At 54.3% G+C, this 18,264-nt stretch carries 19 protein-coding genes and 1 pseudogene; 9 read left to right on the top strand and 11 right to left on the bottom strand.

All coding sequences use genetic code 11. The features are described from left to right. Positions 1 to 46: 46 nt before the first annotated feature. A complete protein-coding gene (locus AC3WMV_RS02750) occupies positions 47 to 634 on the top strand; it encodes a toll/interleukin-1 receptor domain-containing protein (RefSeq protein WP_103367140.1) in 588 nt (195 codons plus the stop codon). Positions 635 to 761: 127 nt separating this feature from the next. On the opposite strand, the gene AC3WMV_RS02745 is transcribed toward AC3WMV_RS02750, so the two are convergent. The 5 genes and pseudogenes from AC3WMV_RS02745 to AC3WMV_RS02725 form a co-directional block, all read right to left on the bottom strand. Beyond that, positions 762 to 1,526: a toll/interleukin-1 receptor domain-containing protein gene (locus tag AC3WMV_RS02745; RefSeq protein WP_103367141.1), complete on the bottom strand. Its 765-nt coding sequence runs from the start codon at positions 1,524 to 1,526 to the stop codon at positions 762 to 764. Positions 1,527 to 1,536: 10 nt separating this feature from the next. Continuing rightward, complete coding sequence (gene thcA / locus AC3WMV_RS02740) at positions 1,537 to 2,133, bottom strand: Thoeris type III anti-phage system protein ThcA (protein ID WP_103367142.1); 597 nt, start codon at positions 2,131 to 2,133, stop codon at positions 1,537 to 1,539. Continuing rightward, positions 2,130 to 3,284, bottom strand: coding sequence for a Thoeris type III anti-phage system protein ThcB4 (gene thcB4 / locus AC3WMV_RS02735; protein WP_158248881.1), 1,155 nt, complete (start codon positions 3,282 to 3,284; stop codon positions 2,130 to 2,132). The genes thcA and thcB4 overlap by 4 nt, the downstream gene beginning before the upstream one ends. A gap of 33 nt (positions 3,285 to 3,317) precedes the next feature. Beyond that, a complete protein-coding gene (locus tag AC3WMV_RS02730) occupies positions 3,318 to 3,812 on the bottom strand; it encodes a TIR domain-containing protein (protein ID WP_103367144.1) in 495 nt (164 codons plus the stop codon). 144 nt (positions 3,813 to 3,956) lie between these two features. After that, positions 3,957 to 4,154, bottom strand: a pseudogene (locus AC3WMV_RS02725) (transposase domain-containing protein); the annotation flags it as partial. Positions 4,155 to 4,207: 53 nt separating this feature from the next. On the opposite strand from AC3WMV_RS02725, the gene AC3WMV_RS02720 reads away from it, so the two are divergent. From AC3WMV_RS02720 to AC3WMV_RS02705, 4 genes are all read left to right on the top strand, one after another. Further along, positions 4,208 to 4,375 (top strand): 3'-5' exonuclease family protein, encoded by a 168-nt coding sequence (locus AC3WMV_RS02720; RefSeq protein ID WP_178085215.1) that lies wholly within the window; start codon positions 4,208 to 4,210, stop codon positions 4,373 to 4,375. Positions 4,376 to 4,626: 251 nt separating this feature from the next. Beyond that, positions 4,627 to 5,136: a hypothetical protein gene (locus AC3WMV_RS02715; RefSeq protein ID WP_103367145.1), complete on the top strand. Its 510-nt coding sequence runs from the start codon at positions 4,627 to 4,629 to the stop codon at positions 5,134 to 5,136. A 149-nt stretch (positions 5,137 to 5,285) separates the two neighbouring features. Further along, positions 5,286 to 6,254: a toll/interleukin-1 receptor domain-containing protein gene (locus AC3WMV_RS02710; protein ID WP_103367146.1), complete on the top strand. Its 969-nt coding sequence runs from the start codon at positions 5,286 to 5,288 to the stop codon at positions 6,252 to 6,254. 195 nt (positions 6,255 to 6,449) lie between these two features. Then, positions 6,450 to 6,830, top strand: coding sequence for a hypothetical protein (locus AC3WMV_RS02705; protein WP_146038477.1), 381 nt, complete (start codon positions 6,450 to 6,452; stop codon positions 6,828 to 6,830). A 61-nt stretch (positions 6,831 to 6,891) separates the two neighbouring features. Here AC3WMV_RS02705 and AC3WMV_RS02700 read toward each other — a convergent pair whose 3' ends face one another. The 6 genes from AC3WMV_RS02700 to AC3WMV_RS02675 all read right to left on the bottom strand — a co-directional run bounded on the left by AC3WMV_RS02700 (position 6,892) and on the right by AC3WMV_RS02675 (position 12,689). Continuing rightward, positions 6,892 to 7,314 (bottom strand): helix-turn-helix domain-containing protein, encoded by a 423-nt coding sequence (locus tag AC3WMV_RS02700; protein ID WP_103367148.1) that lies wholly within the window; start codon positions 7,312 to 7,314, stop codon positions 6,892 to 6,894. A 140-nt stretch (positions 7,315 to 7,454) separates the two neighbouring features. Next, positions 7,455 to 7,838: a hypothetical protein gene (locus tag AC3WMV_RS02695; protein WP_103367149.1), complete on the bottom strand. Its 384-nt coding sequence runs from the start codon at positions 7,836 to 7,838 to the stop codon at positions 7,455 to 7,457. Between the two features lie 524 nt (positions 7,839 to 8,362). Then, complete coding sequence (locus AC3WMV_RS02690) at positions 8,363 to 8,980, bottom strand: 3'-5' exonuclease (protein ID WP_103367150.1); 618 nt, start codon at positions 8,978 to 8,980, stop codon at positions 8,363 to 8,365. After that, positions 8,977 to 9,654 carry a histidine phosphatase family protein gene (locus tag AC3WMV_RS02685; RefSeq protein WP_103367151.1) on the bottom strand — a complete coding sequence of 226 codons (678 nt, stop codon included), beginning with the start codon at positions 9,652 to 9,654 and terminating at the stop codon, positions 8,977 to 8,979. The genes AC3WMV_RS02690 and AC3WMV_RS02685 overlap by 4 nt, the downstream gene beginning before the upstream one ends. 777 nt (positions 9,655 to 10,431) lie before the next feature. Further along, positions 10,432 to 10,923, bottom strand: a complete 492-nt coding sequence (locus tag AC3WMV_RS02680; protein ID WP_146038478.1) for a hypothetical protein — start codon at positions 10,921 to 10,923, stop codon at positions 10,432 to 10,434. A 626-nt stretch (positions 10,924 to 11,549) separates the two neighbouring features. Continuing rightward, on the bottom strand, positions 11,550 to 12,689 hold the full coding sequence (locus tag AC3WMV_RS02675; RefSeq protein WP_158248882.1) for an AAA family ATPase: 1,140 nt from the start codon (positions 12,687 to 12,689) through the stop codon (positions 11,550 to 11,552). 761 nt (positions 12,690 to 13,450) lie between these two features. On the opposite strand from AC3WMV_RS02675, the gene AC3WMV_RS02670 reads away from it, so the two are divergent. The 4 genes from AC3WMV_RS02670 to qatD are packed head-to-tail and all read left to right on the top strand — an operon-like array spanning position 13,451 to position 18,208. After that, a complete protein-coding gene (locus tag AC3WMV_RS02670) occupies positions 13,451 to 15,352 on the top strand; it encodes a KAP family P-loop NTPase fold protein (protein ID WP_103367155.1) in 1,902 nt (633 codons plus the stop codon). Further along, positions 15,352 to 16,206 (top strand): Qat anti-phage system associated protein QatB, encoded by an 855-nt coding sequence (locus AC3WMV_RS02665; protein ID WP_103367156.1) that lies wholly within the window; start codon positions 15,352 to 15,354, stop codon positions 16,204 to 16,206. Before AC3WMV_RS02670 ends, AC3WMV_RS02665 begins: the two co-directional genes overlap by 1 nt. Further along, positions 16,203 to 17,468: a Qat anti-phage system QueC-like protein QatC gene (qatC, locus tag AC3WMV_RS02660; RefSeq protein ID WP_103367157.1), complete on the top strand. Its 1,266-nt coding sequence runs from the start codon at positions 16,203 to 16,205 to the stop codon at positions 17,466 to 17,468. Before AC3WMV_RS02665 ends, qatC begins: the two co-directional genes overlap by 4 nt. After that, positions 17,468 to 18,208, top strand: a complete 741-nt coding sequence (gene qatD / locus AC3WMV_RS02655) for a Qat anti-phage system TatD family nuclease QatD (protein ID WP_103367158.1) — start codon at positions 17,468 to 17,470, stop codon at positions 18,206 to 18,208. The genes qatC and qatD overlap by 1 nt, the downstream gene beginning before the upstream one ends. The last annotated feature ends 56 nt before the right edge of the window (positions 18,209 to 18,264 follow it).

Genomic DNA, 18,264 nt, shown 5'->3' with positions numbered 1-18,264 from the left:
TTGATCGCTGAAGCACTGACGAACTATCACTCGAAGGACTCGTAGCATGGCGTTTTTTACAAAAGCTGAAGCACGTGCAGCCGCAAAGCGGGCAATGAAGAACCGTAGCCTGGTCGACGTGATCAATGAGTCGATTAAAGCTAGCAAGCTGGCGACTCGATTCGACGTTTTCTTATCCCACTCCATCAATGACGCCGAGCTTGTGCTCGGGGTAAAGGTACTGCTCGAGGACATGGAAAAAAGAGTTTATGTCGACTGGGTAGACGACCCAGAGCTTGACCGTAACCAGGTTAACAAGCATACGGCTGAGAGGCTGCGCGGGCGGATGAACCAGTCCGAGACGCTGTTGTACATTGCCACCGAGAATGCATCGAGCTCGAAATGGATGCCCTGGGAGTTGGGCTACTTCGACGGTCGTAAACCGGGCAACGTATCTATCCTTCCGGTCTTGGAAAGGGCGGATCAACGCTTTGAAGGGCAGGAGTATCTGGGACTCTATCCAACCGTGGATAAGGAAAACCTAGGCGGCCCGGGCAAGCAGGGCGGGGATCAACTAAAGGATGTTGATGCTTTGCGACGAGCGCTGCGAGGCAGAGGGTATCCTTTCTGTGGGGTCGGTAAGATTTACCTCTGATGACCGAAGGCAGCATAACGTGATGCGCTTAAACCACCCAGGTAAGCCTCAGGCCTAGTAGATAAGGCTGAGGCATTCTGCTGGGTGGTAATCAGCGCGTCGTGTGCTACTGCCGTCAGCTTGGTCGTTACGCACTTTCGATCTCGTAAAGAAGGTTAATGCCATCAACAGCGCCAATACGCGATGTGGCCTCCACCCACATCATGAACTCTGGCTGTGCAAGATTCACCAGGTGGCGAACTGGGGCTTCGTGTGCAACGTTGTACGACTCTGTCCCGATGCTATCGTACATCCTGCCATCATGGGATTTGACCATGTGTCGGCGAGGTTGTCTGCGCACCATCGAGCTGAACTCGAGCTCCATATGAATCCAGGGTGATAGGGTTTTCTTACTTCCATCCACAGAGTGCTTGAGTGAGATGGACTGTTCTGTATTGAGGAAAAACAGAGTGTCAGTGCTGTCGATCATGCGCTGCAGGGCTGTGCTCAAGATCATGTGAACATGAGCGGTGGAGCGATTTCTCTCGGCATAGTTGTAGTTGATCTCACCTGGCGATTTGCAGTATTTATCGTCAATTACCTGAAGCAGGTCATGCGCTGCGCCCCAAACGCATGAGTCGATAAACACCTTCAAGCCGCATCTGCGCTCGAGTTCGATGGCGAGAGAGATAGCAAGATCTTGATCAGCATGAGAGTGAGAGAGGAATATGTCTGCAGAGACAGTCGGAAACAATGTTTTTATCACAAGCTCGGCGTCGACTGTATCTTTGTCGAGCATAAGCTGTGCCAAGCTTTCGACATCGCGCTTGTTCTGGGCTTTGTAGTTGGCAACTGTAGCGCTGTTAGACGCAAAGCTCTGAGCATCAATGCTCAGATTGAAACCGCGATCCATCAGATCTTCCTTAACTAGTGAAATCTCGGTTGGCTCTGGGGTCGATCCCCAGCACCGTTGAGTAGAGAGAGAAAAAATCACGCGAAAGCTCGAGGCCCTGGACTGCTGGGTCTTCACTGGATTGGGGCAGGGTAGCAGTTGCACCTCCGCCAGCTCTCACAGCAATGACCTTGGCATCTGGAAATGCCTCCCTGAACAGCGCGTATTCATCGAGAATGCCTTTCATTCCTCCGATGAAGATGCCAGCAGAGAACTGGCTTTCACTAAACATTTTACGGCGCATCATGGCAACGCTTTCTGGAATAGTAGCTTCAGCAGGAATTAATCTGACGTCTGCAAATTCAGCATTCTCAAGGGGGAACTCATCCTTGAAAAACTGCGACTGATAAATGGTGGCGCAACGAATATCACTTAACCCAAAGTGGAGGCATGCGGAATAAACCATTGGAGTTATTGATGGATGCCCTCCGAAGACAATCTGGCGGCGACCCAGGGTTAGCAAGAGAAGTGAACGCACGGCAGTATGAATCTGATAGGGATGGGCCGTATCATAAAATTCTCTACCGTGCTGCGGGACGCTCGCGGAAAGAAATATCGACTGGCTCATTGCCTCCAGCCCTCGAAATGCCATCCTGAGCCGTAAGGTTTGATCAAGCGAACTTTATCGTTTAAGAAGCCACCAATCCACTCCATGTGTGTTACCCACCTTTTTTCTTCAATACCGACGTCATCGTATACTACAGCGACGGGCGGGGTGTGATTGTCAAGTGTAGCTTCATGAAGCGTATAGGTGGTGGGCACTCCAAGCGTTGGATATACCGAAATGTATTCGTCCAAGCGAGTTTTGACGGTAATGGTGCGCCGCATCGAATAGCCTTCAATGGTGGCATGCGAGCGTTGAAGCGATGCCCGGAATGCGTCCATCAGTTGGTAGTAGCGCGTGGCAACACCTTCGGCCCTCAAGCTTTCGACTGATCTGCAGATCCGATCCAGGCAGCCAGGAGTGAGAGACAGTCCGTCCGCTTCAAAATCTTCTGCTTCCAAGCGAAGGTCATCGCTTACCAAGCTCCGGGGATCTAGGGCCACATCTGGCCAACCGACGCGTTGAATCGGGATGGCGCGCCACGTCGCGCGTCCGAATTCCGATGTCGTCCAGCGGCTCTGGAAATAGCTCTCAGTGTCGAGATAGACCATGACATCGCTGTCGCAAAGCTTCTGCCAAAGCACCTCCTGGAAGTGCTGGCCTGGAAGGATTTCATGGGTATCCAGAAAAACATCGAAGAGCCGCTCTGACAAGGCTGCGTAGAGCTGCAGCGCTACAGGCGTAGACTCGGAACGCCTGTAGCTCAGAAAGACTCGGCGCTGCCGCGGAAGCAGAGAGGCACACTCGAGGAGACAGTTAGCAATTTCGGGGATGTCACAGGTGCTAAGGCCGAGTCCATTCAGGGTCGATATGGGGGCGGCAAATTCGTCGCCGAGCTTAGCGAGGCTGCTCGCAACCGGTATGACAGGCATCCCGGCCTTCATCATGGTGACGATTGACTGAACCTGCTCGTTTTCCAGCGGGAAACAGAGCGCCGCGGTGCACTGTCCTCCATGAGCGTCGTATTCCCCAGGCGGGCCGACATACCATGCGACTTCTTTACCGAGCTCCAGGGAGAGAATGCTCAACCTGGTTTTCAGCTCGTCGGTGAGGGCGGCGATGAACCCTTCAGGGGCTGTACCGAATACGGCCAGGTGATAGGAAGCGTCCTGCATGATTGTCCTCATTCTTCATCGAGTGGTAACGGCTCAATACTGTTTCCGGATCGCGATGCCTTCTTCGATCCAACGGCCAATATTTTCCGCGATGTATCCGTATCGAGCGCGACTATCGAAGCCGGGCGGATCGTAGGAACGCACCACATTGGTTAACGGGATTTGCTGCTGCCCAATGGTGAAGCCAGTGAAAGGGTTGGCGCCTTTGCTTGAGGTCATTCCTTGCGCATTCTTGAGGCCGTGGATGTGAATGCCGACCAATCCCAGCTTGTTATTCCACGCTGTTTCGATCTCGTAATTGATCCATGGTCTACCAGCGGTATTTTCACCAATCAGAACGATTGCGCAGGTGCGCCCCTTCATTTGCTGATCAATCCAGTTTTTGATGGTCTTGTCGTCGTAACGTCTGACCGACTCCCAATCGTTGTCCCGAGCAGCTTCTTCACCGTCGACAACGCCAATGGATCGAACCGTGGCGGCCCTCCAGTTATCGGGCACGTAATGGAAACTGAAAAAGCAGTTGCGCATGACCCTTCTCCCGGTAGTACCGAATACAGCGGCTGATTGCAGGACACTTGAGCGAAGATATCATAGGGCCAGTAGTGCCTGTTGGCCATCTGTGAACAAGGGCGCAAATTCACCTACGTATGCGAGCCCGCTTGAGAAGGGTTCGCTACCCAGCCGTTGCCGCCCCTGAACAACAGCACTCGGCGCTACCAGAGGCCGCTTGCCCGGCAGCATGATATCCATGTGTTTCACCACATCCCAAGCTGACATCCTGCGAAACAACGCCATGCCGATGATGCACCACACCAGGCTTTCAAGCGGAAGTCGGCGTTTGCGAATTGTCGAGACGCCTGCTGTCATCAGCCAACCCCAGATCGCAGTGGTATGTAGTCACTACCTCTTGCATGGGGCGCTCAATGTTCGCCGACGCTCAGATCGTTAATGAGTGGGAAGGTCTGGTCGATCCCGAAGACGATTTCTTCGACTTCAACACGCAGATTCATGGTATTACCGCAGATATGGTCGCGGGCCAGCCTGGCAGGCCGTGTTACAAACGGTTAGATCGTTTGCCCTGGACAGCTTGATGACCAGCTCCGGCCATTTTGCTCGGCATTCAGTCAAGCCTGCGACATTCGAAAACTGCCACCGGTGGGGAATCATTGGCTGAACATCAGGCTGCGGGAAGGCGTGCCTCAAGGCTGAGGAGCTCATCAAGGCTGGTCAGGATATCCGTATTATTGGTGAGTCCGATTTCGTCGTCATGGTTACCATTGACGAGGTAGACAGGCGGATTTCGAACTAGAGAAACTGCATCGCGGCACTTAGCGAGGGGCTTATGGGAAATCACCAACGACTCGTCGAGCATGCATTGGGATACGAGCTGCCGAAACTGGCAATAGACTTCTTCATTGTTTTTTCGCGCTTCGAGTGTGCACTCAAACGATCCGGTATCTATGCCGTTTCCAATAACGGAAATGCGAGTGCTGCCTGGGACAGATTCGCCCGCGACCTAGGCGAAGACTTCATGAACAGAGTTGTCGCTCAAGGAGGTGCCCCTGATCTGCTCAGCCGACCGCCCAAGCGTCAGCTGTTGCTACCCGACGAGGGGGGCTTGGGATGGGAGGAGGCTGCTCCGGTTACCACTGTCGTTGAGCTATTTCTTGCCATTCGCCGGGCCAGAAACAACCTTGTGCATGGCGCCAAATACCGAGATGGCGCCGCGGGGCATGTGGAGGAAGTAGACGGTGCCGAGCGCGATGGCGCTCTTCTGGATCAATCATTGACGGTGTTGGGATTGGCTTTGGAGACCAACACACATGTTCAGCGTTTTTTCGGACGGTATTGATTCCTCAACACCCTGCAACTGAAGGTGGCTCATCCAGTTCATGTAGAGATCAGGACTCAACGAGTTCCATTGGACGCAGCGTTCGCCGCTACCATCACCCGAGCCGAGCGTGGTAACGTTTTCGTCACAGTTAGGTTCGGAACGTGGCAATGGCAAAGGTGTTTTTTTCGTACAGTCATGACGATGAGGCGCTGCGAGATCAGCTGGAAAAGCATCTGTCCTCTTTAAAGCACGAAGGGCTCATCGAATCCTGGCATGATCGACGGCTGATCGCTGGCGAGATGGTCGATGCCGCCATCGATCTTCAGATTGATGAAGCAGACGTCGTCCTATTATTGGTTAGTGCCAGTTTCCTGAGCTCACATTACTGCTACTCCGTAGAAATGAAGCGTGCAATGGAACGTCATTCCCAAGGCGAATGCCGTTTGGTAGCGGTGATATTGAGAGCTTGCGATTGGAGTCATAGCCCTATCGGTAAGCTTCTGGCAGTCCCGCAGGACGGCAAGCCAATCACCAGCTGGACGAACTTGGATGAGGCCTACACCGATGTGGTGCGCCAGGTTCGCAGTTTGTTGAAGGAAATCTCTTCGAAAGCAGCGAAACCTGCGCCATCAGTAGAGCTTCGTACGGAGAGCTACGCCTTCCCGCTTTCCGGTGCTGTTCAGAGTGCGTTCGAGACCAATCGATCAAGCAACCTGCGCCTGCGCAAGACGTTCACTGATTTTGAAATCGATCAATTTGCTCACGACGGCTTTGAGTACATGCAGCGATTCTTCGAAAATTCGCTGCAAGAATTGCAGCAGCGAAACCCCAGCGTCCAGGGGGCTTTGAGGCGCTTGAGCGACACTCGCTTCTCCGCGTCGATTTATATGAACGGTAGAATCGCTTCTGAGTGCTCCATAGCGCTGGGTGATGGGTTCAGCCGCACTGGGATCACTTACTCAGGGCAAATATCGAGTTCGGGCTTCAATGAAATGTTGTCGGTAAGCACTGACGACCAGTCCATTTTCTTCAAAACCCTGATGGGGCATGTTCGAAGTGGGCACGATAAAAAGCTCAGCCATGAGGGCGCAGCCGAACTTTACTGGGGGCGTTTGCTGGAACCCCTGCAGCGGTAGCGAGTACAGCGTATGCCGGCCTACCGACAGGAGGCCGGTATCGGTTCAACGGCAGAATTGCCTCATAACAATCGGAAGAGGCTCTCGGCCATGTCAATCAAGGGAGTGCCTACCAGCCTGGCGTGGAAGTATCAATGGGGCATATGGCACTATCTCTAGGCTTCGACCAACCGGTCAAACAACCTAGGGGTGTCCATGGAAAACGTTCGTTGGTTCGATCCGTCGCTGGAAGGGAGAGAACATAAGATCACAAGGAATTACGCCTTGGTCATGGGTGGCCTTGGCTCAACGGCTTTCTCTGTTTCCGAATGGTTGACGATGACGCCTGTCACCGCTTTTCTCATTGCTGTGCCCTTGATGTTAGCCGGTCGCTGGGCTGGCACCGAGTATCGTTTGATGTACAAGGCGATATGCAAGAGCATGAGTCTGTCCCGGCGCTTGCGGCTGCTTTTGCCATCTGCGCCTTTCGTTCTCGTGGGCACGTTATCTGTGGGCGTTGCTGCCGGGCTGGGGGATTGGGACACGCTGGCAGCTCTCCCCAAAAATCTGGCTCACGCGTACATCCCGTTCATTTAAACGGCAGATGAGCACGGCTTCTCCTGCTGACTCAATGTCGGCAGGATGCCGTGAAGATAACTCACTCCGAGAAAGAGAGCTCAGTTTGATAGAGGCGAAGAGCAGATTGGCGACTGGAACGCTGCGGAGCACGATTTCCCACCAGAGCTTGGGGTAGGGATGGTAATAGGGGGCGTGGCAGGTTACTTACGCCCGGCAGGCCGCCCTCGGGCTCCAGCGCTTCGATTTCAACTTGGAGTGTGTTGACGAGCTCTCTGGCTGGCTTACCACCGTCTTCACTCAGCGTTAGAGCCAACAGCGTCAATGGACTCAACTCAAGACGCACACTTAGCTGCTCAAGCTTGTCCAGAGTGATGCTCGATTTACCACCCTCAAGCTTTGACAAGTAAGTACGGCTTGTCGCGTCGGCGAATTGCCGCTGGGTGATGTTGCGTTTGTTCCTGATCGCGCGAAGTACCGTGGCAAATGACGACTTGAGAGTCATGCGTACCGCCTGGTCTTTGACTTTGAATATGCATCCTGCTGAGTGTCCCCTAGTGGTTTCTGAGCTGCCTCAATGAACGATGAATTTGGATAGGGTGATGCTACCACGGCGCAGTTTTCTGACGTCGGTGCCGACAGCACCTACCTCGCCTGGGGAGTGTATGGCGTGAACCCCTGGCCTTCGAGGTCTTGGAGCTGATAGTACTTACCGTTGGCTTTGAGCGCAGGTTGGAGCTGACAAACTGCGTATGGGGTGCCGTAGATGGTGTTCCGGCCATGGATGTTGAAGATGAATTCATCCCCGCGAAAATGCTCATGCTCGAGCTGGAGGCCGTCCAGATTTCCGGGCGTTTCTCCATGTTGTTCTGCGATCTCGATCACTAGGTTTCGCAGCTTGTCGCGATCTTTTTCGGCCAGCTCAGCCGAAAATTTTCGCGTACGGCACTGGCTACCGCTGAAACCACCGCCAAAGCTGGCGGATCCGATCCTATTCAGTGTGATGTGAGCGAGCAGGACGACTTCCATGGTGTGCCCTCGTGGTAGTGAATTGCCTCTTGATAGCAGAGATGCGCGAGGGAAGCGAGCCCGTGGCATTAGTAAATGAGTTTGCCTCCTTATACATCACCAGGCGCAATGACTGATCCTCCGCCAGGTAAATGGGGGGGGCTCTAATTTATGCATCTCTATTTGAGCCTATCCAATGGCGTCGCCAACAAGGCTGGTGGAGCAGCTTTTGATCGCAGGATATCTGGTAGCACAGAACAACGATTAGTCGCGATTCAAGAGCTGGGTTAAAGAGGAAAGTCAGCTTTCAATTTCCACGGGCATAAGGCCGTGATAAATCTCACTCCCTGACTGGATGAAGCTTCGCGTCATGAAGCGTTTGCCGAGCGCGACGTCCGTCAGTACCTCGCAAACCACGCGGGCGGAGAGAGGGGAGGTTGTGTTCAAGTTATTTTGCATCCGAGGCTTGTCTTGCCCTAGCTGAGCTGCGGGGTGACATAAATGGAGAAGTCGCTTCTTCGGGCCAATGGGCCCGGCTCACCAAATCAGCCGAGCATCTCCTTAATGATGGATGCAACGTTCTTGGCATCGTCGATCCCTCGATGATAGGTACCCTGCCAAACCAATCCCATCGACTCCACCGTTTGCTTAAGTCCTTTGGGGCGGTTGTCGTATAAACCAACATGCCATTTCCTGGCATTGAAATGTTGCAGGCCCTCGAGCAGGGAAGGGCACCCAGCTAAACCAGCATCGCGGTCAAGCTGTCTTGCATCATAGTCACCCCAAGATGCCCATCCCGCGTTTGGATACTGCGCAGCAAACGTCCGTAGCTCGTCGCCAACCTCTTGATAGGTTAGGGCTCCATCCACGTCCGCCTGTGCGATGGACGTCAGCCTCTTACAGAATTCAGTAAGAGTTGGGTTGATCTGAGGCCGAACGAAACGCTGGAACTCATCGACGATTTCAAGCGTTTCAAGGTCGATCACCACCAGGCCAATCTCAATCGTTTCCATCTGATCGGGGACGACTACAAGCGGCCTTGGAGATTCGCACTCTCCAACCTCATCACAGGTTGCCTCAAGATCAACGCAATAGAGGTAGCGGTATGGCGCGAGGAGGTTATGGATTGCTTGGAGGTGAAGGAACTTTGCTTGGATGCTCATGGCATGGGAAACCTTGCTTGGAGCTTGTTGAAATTAACCGCTTCATCTATGTCGATTGAATCACTCACTGTCCACGACGAATCGCCTAGAGCACAGGTCACGACATACCCACAACCATTACGGACGTGATTATCGATCTCGTACCTGCGCCACTCAATCATCGCTTGGGCATCAACCTGGAGTGACTTACGCTCGATGAGCCAAGCTACCGCATTGAGAAATTGTCCGTGCGAAAAGACTAGGATGTCTTGCGCCGGGTGTGTGGCGAGGCGATCTAAGAACGATCGTGCGCGGCCAACAAACTCCAGAAACGACTCAGCACCTTCTCCATCAATATAGGACGGATCTGCGTTCGCCCAATACTGGTCGACCCATGCCTTCCGTTGCCCTACGGTGGTGTTCACGCACTTGGTCGGATCTAGGTAGGTGAATTCCTCGATGGGCCATGTCTCAAATGGAGCACCAAGGAATACGGAGATGGTCGCATCCGCAGTCGCTCGAGCCCGAGAGAAAGGGGAGGCTACGATTAACTCAGGTGCACGGCCGACGGACTGCGCCACTCGTTTAGCTTGTTCGATGCCCTTTTCGGTGAGCGGAATACTTGCGTGATCAAGGGTAGCTGCACCGATATTGGCCGCGCTTTCTCCATGACGCACTAGCCTGACATTCTTCATTGACTTACCTGTCGTTTCGCCGACGCACGACACCAGTATCGTTGCTAGGGGCATGGCTGGAGTTGAGTTGGGGGTGATGGGGTAACATCTAGGCTTCTGAAAGCTCGATCAAGTGAGCTCCATTATTGCCCGCATCCAGGGCAAGCGGGTAATAAAGCAGGGAGGGGAGCTGGTCGGCGTACGACATCGTGGCTTCTTCCGTTGAAGAGAGACGCGTCGCAATCGCTGAGCCGTACGTGGGGGGGCTTCGTTCCTTCGGGCCTTGTGCCCGCCTATGACTGGTGACCCAAATGGCCTGCTAGGCTCCGATTTTGATACGCCCAAAATTATTAAGAATTATGGCGGGGCGATAATTATGGCTAGCCAATAATTTAAATAATTTACAGTCGTTTGCTCGAGCGTGTGTCACCTCGCGCCGCTATCCGAGGGACTGCGTACGTAGCCGGGCGCTTACCGTTTCCTGCTTGTTCAGAATCCCTAGCTTCGGCATCCCAGCATTGAAGAGAGCGAGCAGTCGTTGTTTGTCCGTTACATCAGGAAACCATTCGGCGATATTGACGTTACCGTAGTTGGACTCACTCAGGGCCCACCTTACGACCATGTCCGCTGCAGCCCTGTAGTAATCCGCCATGTACTGCCGCTGTCCCTCAACAAACTAACCACGCTCATGCAACGGGTCAGTGATGCCAAGGTCGCCAGTGGTGTCAGGAACGACACCTTGGTCACGCCGGACTCCCGATCACAACAGGAAAGGAAATCACCGAGCGGCTCGGTTGATTAGGTCAAATACTCGAACAAGCACATGGCAAGAATTAGAAGGGCAATTCCGATTAGGTCTACGCAGAAACTCAGAGCTCGGCTACCGCCATAGATCTCGCGCATCCCTGCGTTGCTGTTACGCGTAGTGAGATGAAAGACGCCTCCGATCAAGATAAGTGCCAATAACACGCCAAAGGATTGAGCAGGAGTCTGATCGTCAACGTTGAACGCAGGTCGGCCTTTCTCATCCCACCACCTCAGGATGTAAAAAAAAGCTGTCAGGTAAAGCGATAGCCAGAAGCCCCAGCCAGTAGTGTTGACCAAAAAAAATAATGGCTTGGGCTTGGTTAGTTCTGGCTTCCAGCGATTCAGGATATGAATGGCCGTAGAGTGATAACCCCAGCGTGCCGCGCTTATACCGTAAAGCAGAACAGCTACGCCTACAAAAAGCATCAGATAGCCAATATTCTGCACCCTATGGAGCTCTTTGAAAAACATAGACATCGGCATGGCAGGGTCATGCTTCTGCGAGAGTATCCACTCGAAACCTGGGCCTGAAAGATGGGCGATTATCCCCGCTACGAGGAGAGGCGTGCTCCATAGGCCTCGGAGCCGTGTGTAGATTGGAGAGGGTATGTTCGGAAGCCTTACAAAATCTGACGGTTTCACGAGCAGGGGCGTCAGGAAAAGAAACAGGTACCGGGCTTGCTCTGAGTTTCGGATGAAATATAGGAACTTGCGCAGGACAGACGACATTCATAACCTCAAACAGATGGTTTACTAATGTATCGTCAGAAGCGTTCCTGACTTTATCGCAAGACCACGCGGGTTACGTACTCAGATACCACGAGCGGTCTTAGGATGAGTCGGGGGCTGCAGTCCAGTCTTTGGCCACAGACCGGCTTTTTCTGATCACAGCCATCCACGATCTTTCAACAGCGCTAGGGCCCGCGAGATCGGGGATCATGCGATGGTCAACCCCAGACACTTTCGGAAGAAGACACATCAAACCAAAAATTTTGAAGCCAATCACTGCACCGAGTTAACAAACCCACCGTCGTAGCATTATTTCTCTCTTTGGCGGTGGAACCGCTAGTCGAGTGAGGCAGGATGCCCTGCAAACCGAGCTTTCTATATCACTTCCAGGTATTGCGAAGTCGCCAATGGATGAGCTCATCTGCCAGGCGACGCATCTCCCGAGCGGCATGTGAGCGCGGCGCGAAATCTACGAATGCGCTGAAATACCCGTAATCCTGTCCCGGAGTAGGGGCGTCCTCCTGCATCTCGATGGCGATCCGGTAAGCGCCGGTCAACTCAGTATGCAGAGGAGGAAACTTCAGTGAGTCGACCAGCTCAAGCACTCGCTCGCGGCGCCGGCAGGTCGAGTATTTCGAGTCGATAATGTCCTGATACTGTTCATCACTCAGCTTCACAAAATCGCCAACAAATTCTTCGAGCTCAGTGCTGACGCCTCCGACATCACAATTTGTCAGCAAGCCGAAGTAGCTAGGTGTTGTCTCGCGGCATTTGATGTCCTTCAGCGCCGAGACGAATCTCCCAGCGCTGCGCACAGCCATCGAGCAGTTGGTGTCCACGACCACGGCAACCAGATTTGCAAAGCGCCGTATCAGTTCGAGCTCAGCGTTCACATCAAGCAACACGTAATCATGCCGCGCGATCAGTTCGCTGAGCTTTTCTGTAGCTCGCTGTTTTCGTTCCAGGGCTTCAAGTTCATCGGCATGAATGAACTGGTATTTCGCTTGTTCGTTTGGGGGCAAAGCAGCCAGTTGATCGCGAATCCGCTTGCGTCGCTGCTTCACCGCCGATGGGAAGGTGATGAGGTCGCGCTCATCGAAGAACCCAACTCGACTTGCCCAACTGCCTGGGGCCGGTTGTTCGCCATCTTCGCATGCATAACGGTGGTTACAGTCATTCGTCACGACTGCTACCCGAAACCCCAGCTCAGCGAGTGCGACTGCGAGGTTCACAGTGATGGATGTCTTTCCAACACCTCCTTTGTAGGAGGCGATAGCCAACGCGAGCCCACGTGCTTTTACATCAATATCAAGACCCAATTTTCGTAGGTTGATCCCTGAGCGAGCCAGAAAGCTCCACAGCGCAGCAGGGGAGGGCAAGCGTGAGGTTACGTTGCCGCTATCGGTTTCCCAGGATCTCCAGGTTCTCTCGGCAACGTTGGCCCACATCGCGGCAAGATTGACACTGACACCGGCAGCCTCGCGGAGCTCTTTCGAATGTTTTCTTAGTTGGTTGTCCATGATCGTCCTCCAAATTCGTTGGTTTCTGAAGACTAACCAAATCCGAGATGGCGAAAAATTATGAGCAGAGTGCCGGGCTTTTTTCACTACGAGCATCGTGCCGCGATTGGACTGCTATGAGGTCGGATGAAGAGCTCTTCAGTGGACTCCATATTGTTGGTGCCGATACGATTTTGACCCAGGTGGCTGATTTTGAATGATCTGTCTGCAGCCTCTGCGATATCAAGCAAGGCAATCGCTTAGAGTGCATTAGGGTGGGTCAATCGAGTCCGGTAACTTGGGTCAAAATTCCATCAGTGCTAACAATGCTGTATTTCTGATCTGTTAATTATTGAGAGGGTTCACAGGAAATCCGTTGCCACCGTCGGGATTAGATCTTTGTCCGATTTTTGATTGTGCGACCCTCTCAGGACGGGAAATTGCGACACGGTGTGTATTTGCATACCGAACCAAGTGCGACTGAGTGCCGTATTCATTGGCCTCGGCCTGCATCTAGAGTGATGGAGAGGCTGTAGACGGCCCGAATTCATCAGGTTTTAGTATGGCGTGTTGCCATCAAAGCGACTTAGAATCTTTGGGATCCTATTTGCGTGCTGTGGAGCTCCCGAGGGGAGTTGGCCCACTGCCTGCCTCACCACTGGACGTAACTCAGCGCAGTCAACTCATTCACGGACGTTTTCTCAGCCCTGCTTAGGCGCTGCTGCCGGCAGCATTAAGTGGCCAAGCGTTCCTCGCACAAAATCCGAAACGGACTTCAATCCATGTGGCATGACAACGAGACAACGGTCGACTATCTGAACTTCGGCGTGGTGGCTGACGCCTGCGCCAGCCTTCTGCGGCAGAGTCGTGGCGAGCCGATTTCGATAGGTGTGTCAGGTGGTTGGGGGGCGGGTAAGTCCTCTCTGGTCAAAATGATCGCCGCCCGCCTCGAAACCCCGGTGGCTTCTGCAGCCCCGTCACAACCTGCTACCACAGGTGCCCAACCCGAACACCGATACGTTGTCATCACCTTCAACCCGTGGCTGTATCAAGACTTCGAAAGCGCTCGAAGTGCATTGCTGCAGATCGTCGGTGATGAAGTGCTGAAGCTGGCCAAAGACGATGAAACGCTACTGAAGAAAGCCCTCGACCTCCTGAAACGCATCAACTTGCTGCGGTTGGCCCAGTTCGGGGGCGAGGCTGCGATCACGATAACCACGGGTGTGCCCGTCGGGACGATCGGCAAGGCGATTGGAAAGGTTTCAGGTTTCTGGAGCGCCTTCAGCTCAGACGGCGATGCGGCTGAGGGGGGAGAAAAGAAAGAAGGGGAGTCGCTGGATCTCAAGGCCGATGGTTTGTTGAATCCGGCGAAGCCTCTGTCGCTGCCTAACGAAATTCATGCCTTCAGATCCGCACTCGAAAAGCTGCTGGAAGAGCTTGGCATCACCTTGGTGGTGTTTGTCGACGACTTGGATCGATGCTTACCGGAGACAGCGATTTCGACCCTCGAATCCATCAGGCTGCTCTTATTCCTCAAGCGAACGGCTTTCGTGATCGCTGCCGACAATGACTTTATCCATGGGGCGGTGAAGAAACATTTCGAAGGCACCGGCATCACGAGCGACATTGCCACTAACTACTTTGACAAGTTGATCCAAGTGCCCCTGCATGTACCCCGTATCGGCGTGAACGAAGCCAAGGCATACCTTGTGCTGCTCCTGCTCGAACGCGAGGCCAGGTCGGGGATGTTTCCACAAGACAAATTTGATCAGGCGAAGCTGGATATACCACAACGCCTGGCCCGAAGCTGGCTCGGCGAGACGATTACGTCTTCGTTCCTCAACGAACTCGTGGGAGCCGATACACGTCTTCAGGCATTGATGGAACTGGCGCAAGGGTTGGCAACGCTGATGTTTAAGTCCTCCAGCATCAGCGCGAATCCACGACTCATGAAGCGCTTTCTGAATACTGTCTATCTTCGGGAGTCCTTGGCGCAACCTCAAGGAATCACCCTGGACATTCCGGCATTGGCTAAGTGGCATTTGTTGGAGCGCTACAAAGAGGAGCTGGCTGACACGTTGTCATCCATGGTCAGTTCTGAAAATGACGGGCAAGTGGCGGAGTTGCTGCAGGCCGAGGAGCTCGCCCGCGATGGAGGAGCATTGTCCAAGCCTTTTGACGAGCCATTCATCAAAGAGTGGCTGCAGTTAGCGCCGGCGCTTGGTGCGACGGACTTGCGCCCCCTGCTTCACCTGAGTCGAGATACCGCGACGCGCGATTTCGGCGACGATAACATGACTCCCCCTGCGCGTGTTCTTCGTGATGTTTTGAAGGTGGCCACCAGCGCCAATGAACCGCTGACAAATGCTATTGCCGCCGTCGACAGCGACCAGGCAGAGCTTGCGATGGTGAAGGCCTGGCAGGCGACTGCATCGTCGCGGACATGGAAAGCCACCGTCGAGATGATCATCCTGATCGAACCCTGCAAGGTTTATCCAGCGCTCGGAAGGCGTGCAGCAGGGCTGTTGAGTCTTGCTCCTCTGGATGCATTGGGGCCAGGCATTATACCCGCCCTTGCTGGCCAATCCTGGGCGGCGGAAGTATTGAGATCTTGGGGAGATGATCCTGCCGTGAGCGGCCATACCAAAAGGGCAATCAAGGCAGCGCTAAGGAGTGGAGTCTGATGGGAACCTCTACATCAAGTGGTGGCGGAAAGGCGGGTTCTCCGTTTGACCCGGAATGGTTAGATCAGGGCGATGCTGCCGGTGACCCATCGCCAGATGGCGGAGCGCCGGAAGTTGCTCCAGATGGTGATGAGGGTGTTCCTCAGGATGCGCCTGAAAATGGTGAGGCCGGTTTAGAACCCGCCCAAGATCAGGACATTGCGCCAGATCGCAGGTTTATGCCGGCCCGCTCACAGATGGGCAAATACTTGTCTGGAGGTGGTCGTGACGCGCTTCGCGGCGCTGCCAGCAGCATGATCAAAAAGGGTATGGGTGGAGCAGGGCGCGCGAGCAACACCATGCGTGGGGTTGCTCAAGGCGCCGGCCGACTGGGATCGTTTCTCGAAGCGGTCAGGGCCGGCACCGATCCTCATGTAGTCGACTGGATTCAGAGGGTTCGCGGCCAGAACCTTTCAGCCAGCGATCTTGCTCTGGAGCTCATCAAGGAAGTCATGCCGGACACCGGCAGTGTCGACGATGAGTCATTGAGAAACGCCGCCGCCGATGCGTTAGCGCAGCTGTACGAGCAGGATCCCAATGTCGATATTTTTCAGCTTGATGATCAGCAGATCACGGCGGTAATTGGGTTCACGATCGCCAACGAAGTCTGCAACCGGATGGATCTGCAGCTGGGCCAGACTTATGAAAAGCTTAAGTATTCGCCAGTCGAGATCCAGGCGTTTCGTAATGACATCAAGCAATGGGTTCACGGAGAGGTGCAGCGAATCATGGAAGGTCTTGCGGCGCAGAGAATCGATCCCCAGACCCTTGCGCATCGTGTGCTGCAGACCGCGCTGGAGGTATTTGCAGAATGATCAAGGTCATTTGTACCAGCGTTGCTCGTCTTCCCGCACAACTCGCCGAAGGGGAGCGCGCCTTCACCTATTTCAGAAGCGCCAGGCGTGAGGGTGTCGGTACCATCGCCAAGAGTTGGCACGGTTCCCTGAAGCGCAAAGGGTTCCGCCCAACCCCTGCGGCTTGGGACTTCGTTCAGTTCTGCTTGGCCGTCTGTGCGACCGACCTTTGCGCGATGCGCAGTAAAAGTGCTGATGGCTGGACTCGTACAATCGAGCTGAGTGTTGGGCTTCATGAGCCATTGCGATGGGATCCGTGGAAGGTGGAGCTTGAGCAACTGCTGAGGGTGCTGACCGGGGACTATTGGACTCTGATCTTCACGGATGCAGGCCTGCCACCCCCTCAAGGACGCTTTACCGCCAAGGATCAAGATTGCGTTTCCTTGTTATCTGGTGGCCTCGACAGCCTTATCGGTGGCCTGGATCTCGTGGCCCGGGGTCGGCGGCCTCTGTTTGTTTCTCAGCTGGCTCACGAGGACTCTGAACGCCAGCGTCGCTATGCAACCCTGCTAGGTGGTGCTGATGCCCACTATCAGTGGAGTCATGGAATCAGCTTCAAAGGCCCGCGTGAACCGTCGACGCGTGGTCGTTCACTGGCGTTCTATGCCTTTGCCGTGCTGGCCGCGTCCAGGCTCGGTGCCGCGCGCCCGACAATTTACATCCCAGAAAACGGATTCATTTGTGTGAACCCTCCACTGGTTCCTGGGCGAGTATCGAGCCTGAGTACTCGCACGACTCACCCTCTGTTCATCAACAAACTGCAGCAGGTTCTCGACGGTATTGGCGTCTCGGTGCAGCTGGACTTGCCCTACCGGTTCAAGACCAAAGGGCAGATGATGAATGAGTGCCTTGATCAGCCGCGCCTACAAGCGCTAGCGTCCGACACGACCAGCTGCGGGCGATTCCGTACGTACAATCGAACTCACTGCGGTCGCTGCGTGCCTTGTATGATTCGCAGGGCTGCTTTCGGTGCCTGGACATCGGGGGCCGATGCAACCCGCTACGTCTTCCCAAGGTTGGTAGGCAGCGACAAATCCAGCGGGCCAGATGATCCAATGGCTGTAGCATTGGCGGTACTTACGGCGCGAGATAGGGGTATCGACAGGTTCCTGGGAGCATCACTAGCGTTTGCCCCTATTCCTGAACGACCTCAGTATCGATCTGTGCTTACCAATGGCATCCATGAGCTGGAGGCACTTTTGACCGGAGACGGATTGCTTTGATGGATTTTCACTGCCATCTCGACCTCTATCCCAATGCACGGGAGGTCTTCGCGCAAGCGTTGGAGAGGAACATGTTCACCTGGCTGGTCACCACCAGCCCCCGTGCATTTTCCGCCACCAGCAAAGTGCTTGGCGGTCATGAAAATGTGCTCATTACGCCGGGACTGCATCCGGAAATCGTCCATGAGCGTTACGCTGAGCTCGACACTCTGATTGAGCAGATCAAGTACATATCTGCTGTCGGTGAGGTGGGATTGGATGGTTCCAAACGGTTCAAGCACAGCTTCGACGCTCAGCGTGAAGTGTTCACTGCTGTGGTCGCGCAATGCGCCAGCGTCGGTGGGCGCGTGCTTAGCATTCACTCGCGCCAGGCCGTGAGAGACGTGCTGGCGATTCTCGATGACCACCCGGGTTTTGGTACAGCAGTTCTTCATTGGTTTACGGGTACAGCTGCTGAGCTTAAGTCCGCCTCAGATATGGGATGCTGGTTCAGCGTCGGGCCGGCAGCGTTCAACTCGGCATCTGGTAAGGCGCTTGCCAAGAAGCTGCCTCGTGATCGCGTGGTTCCTGAAAGCGACGGGCCGTTCGCCCAGGTCAATGGTGCCACAGTCATGCCGTGGAGCTCAGGCCAAACGGCTGAGCTGCTGGCTCAGGCATGGGACGTGCCAGTGGGTGAGGTGGCAATGACTCTCGAATTCAATGCTAGACAACTGATCGGTCTGATACACGGGGCCGGTTGACTCTGTTCGAGTCCTCACGCTTCTCGTTGATGACTGAGGCTTCCGACCGATAAACC

This window comes from Pseudomonas sp. FW305-3-2-15-E-TSA4 (assembly GCF_058787295.1).
Note: the sequence above shows the minus strand (reverse complement) of the source record. Positions and strands in the feature narration are given on the sequence as shown.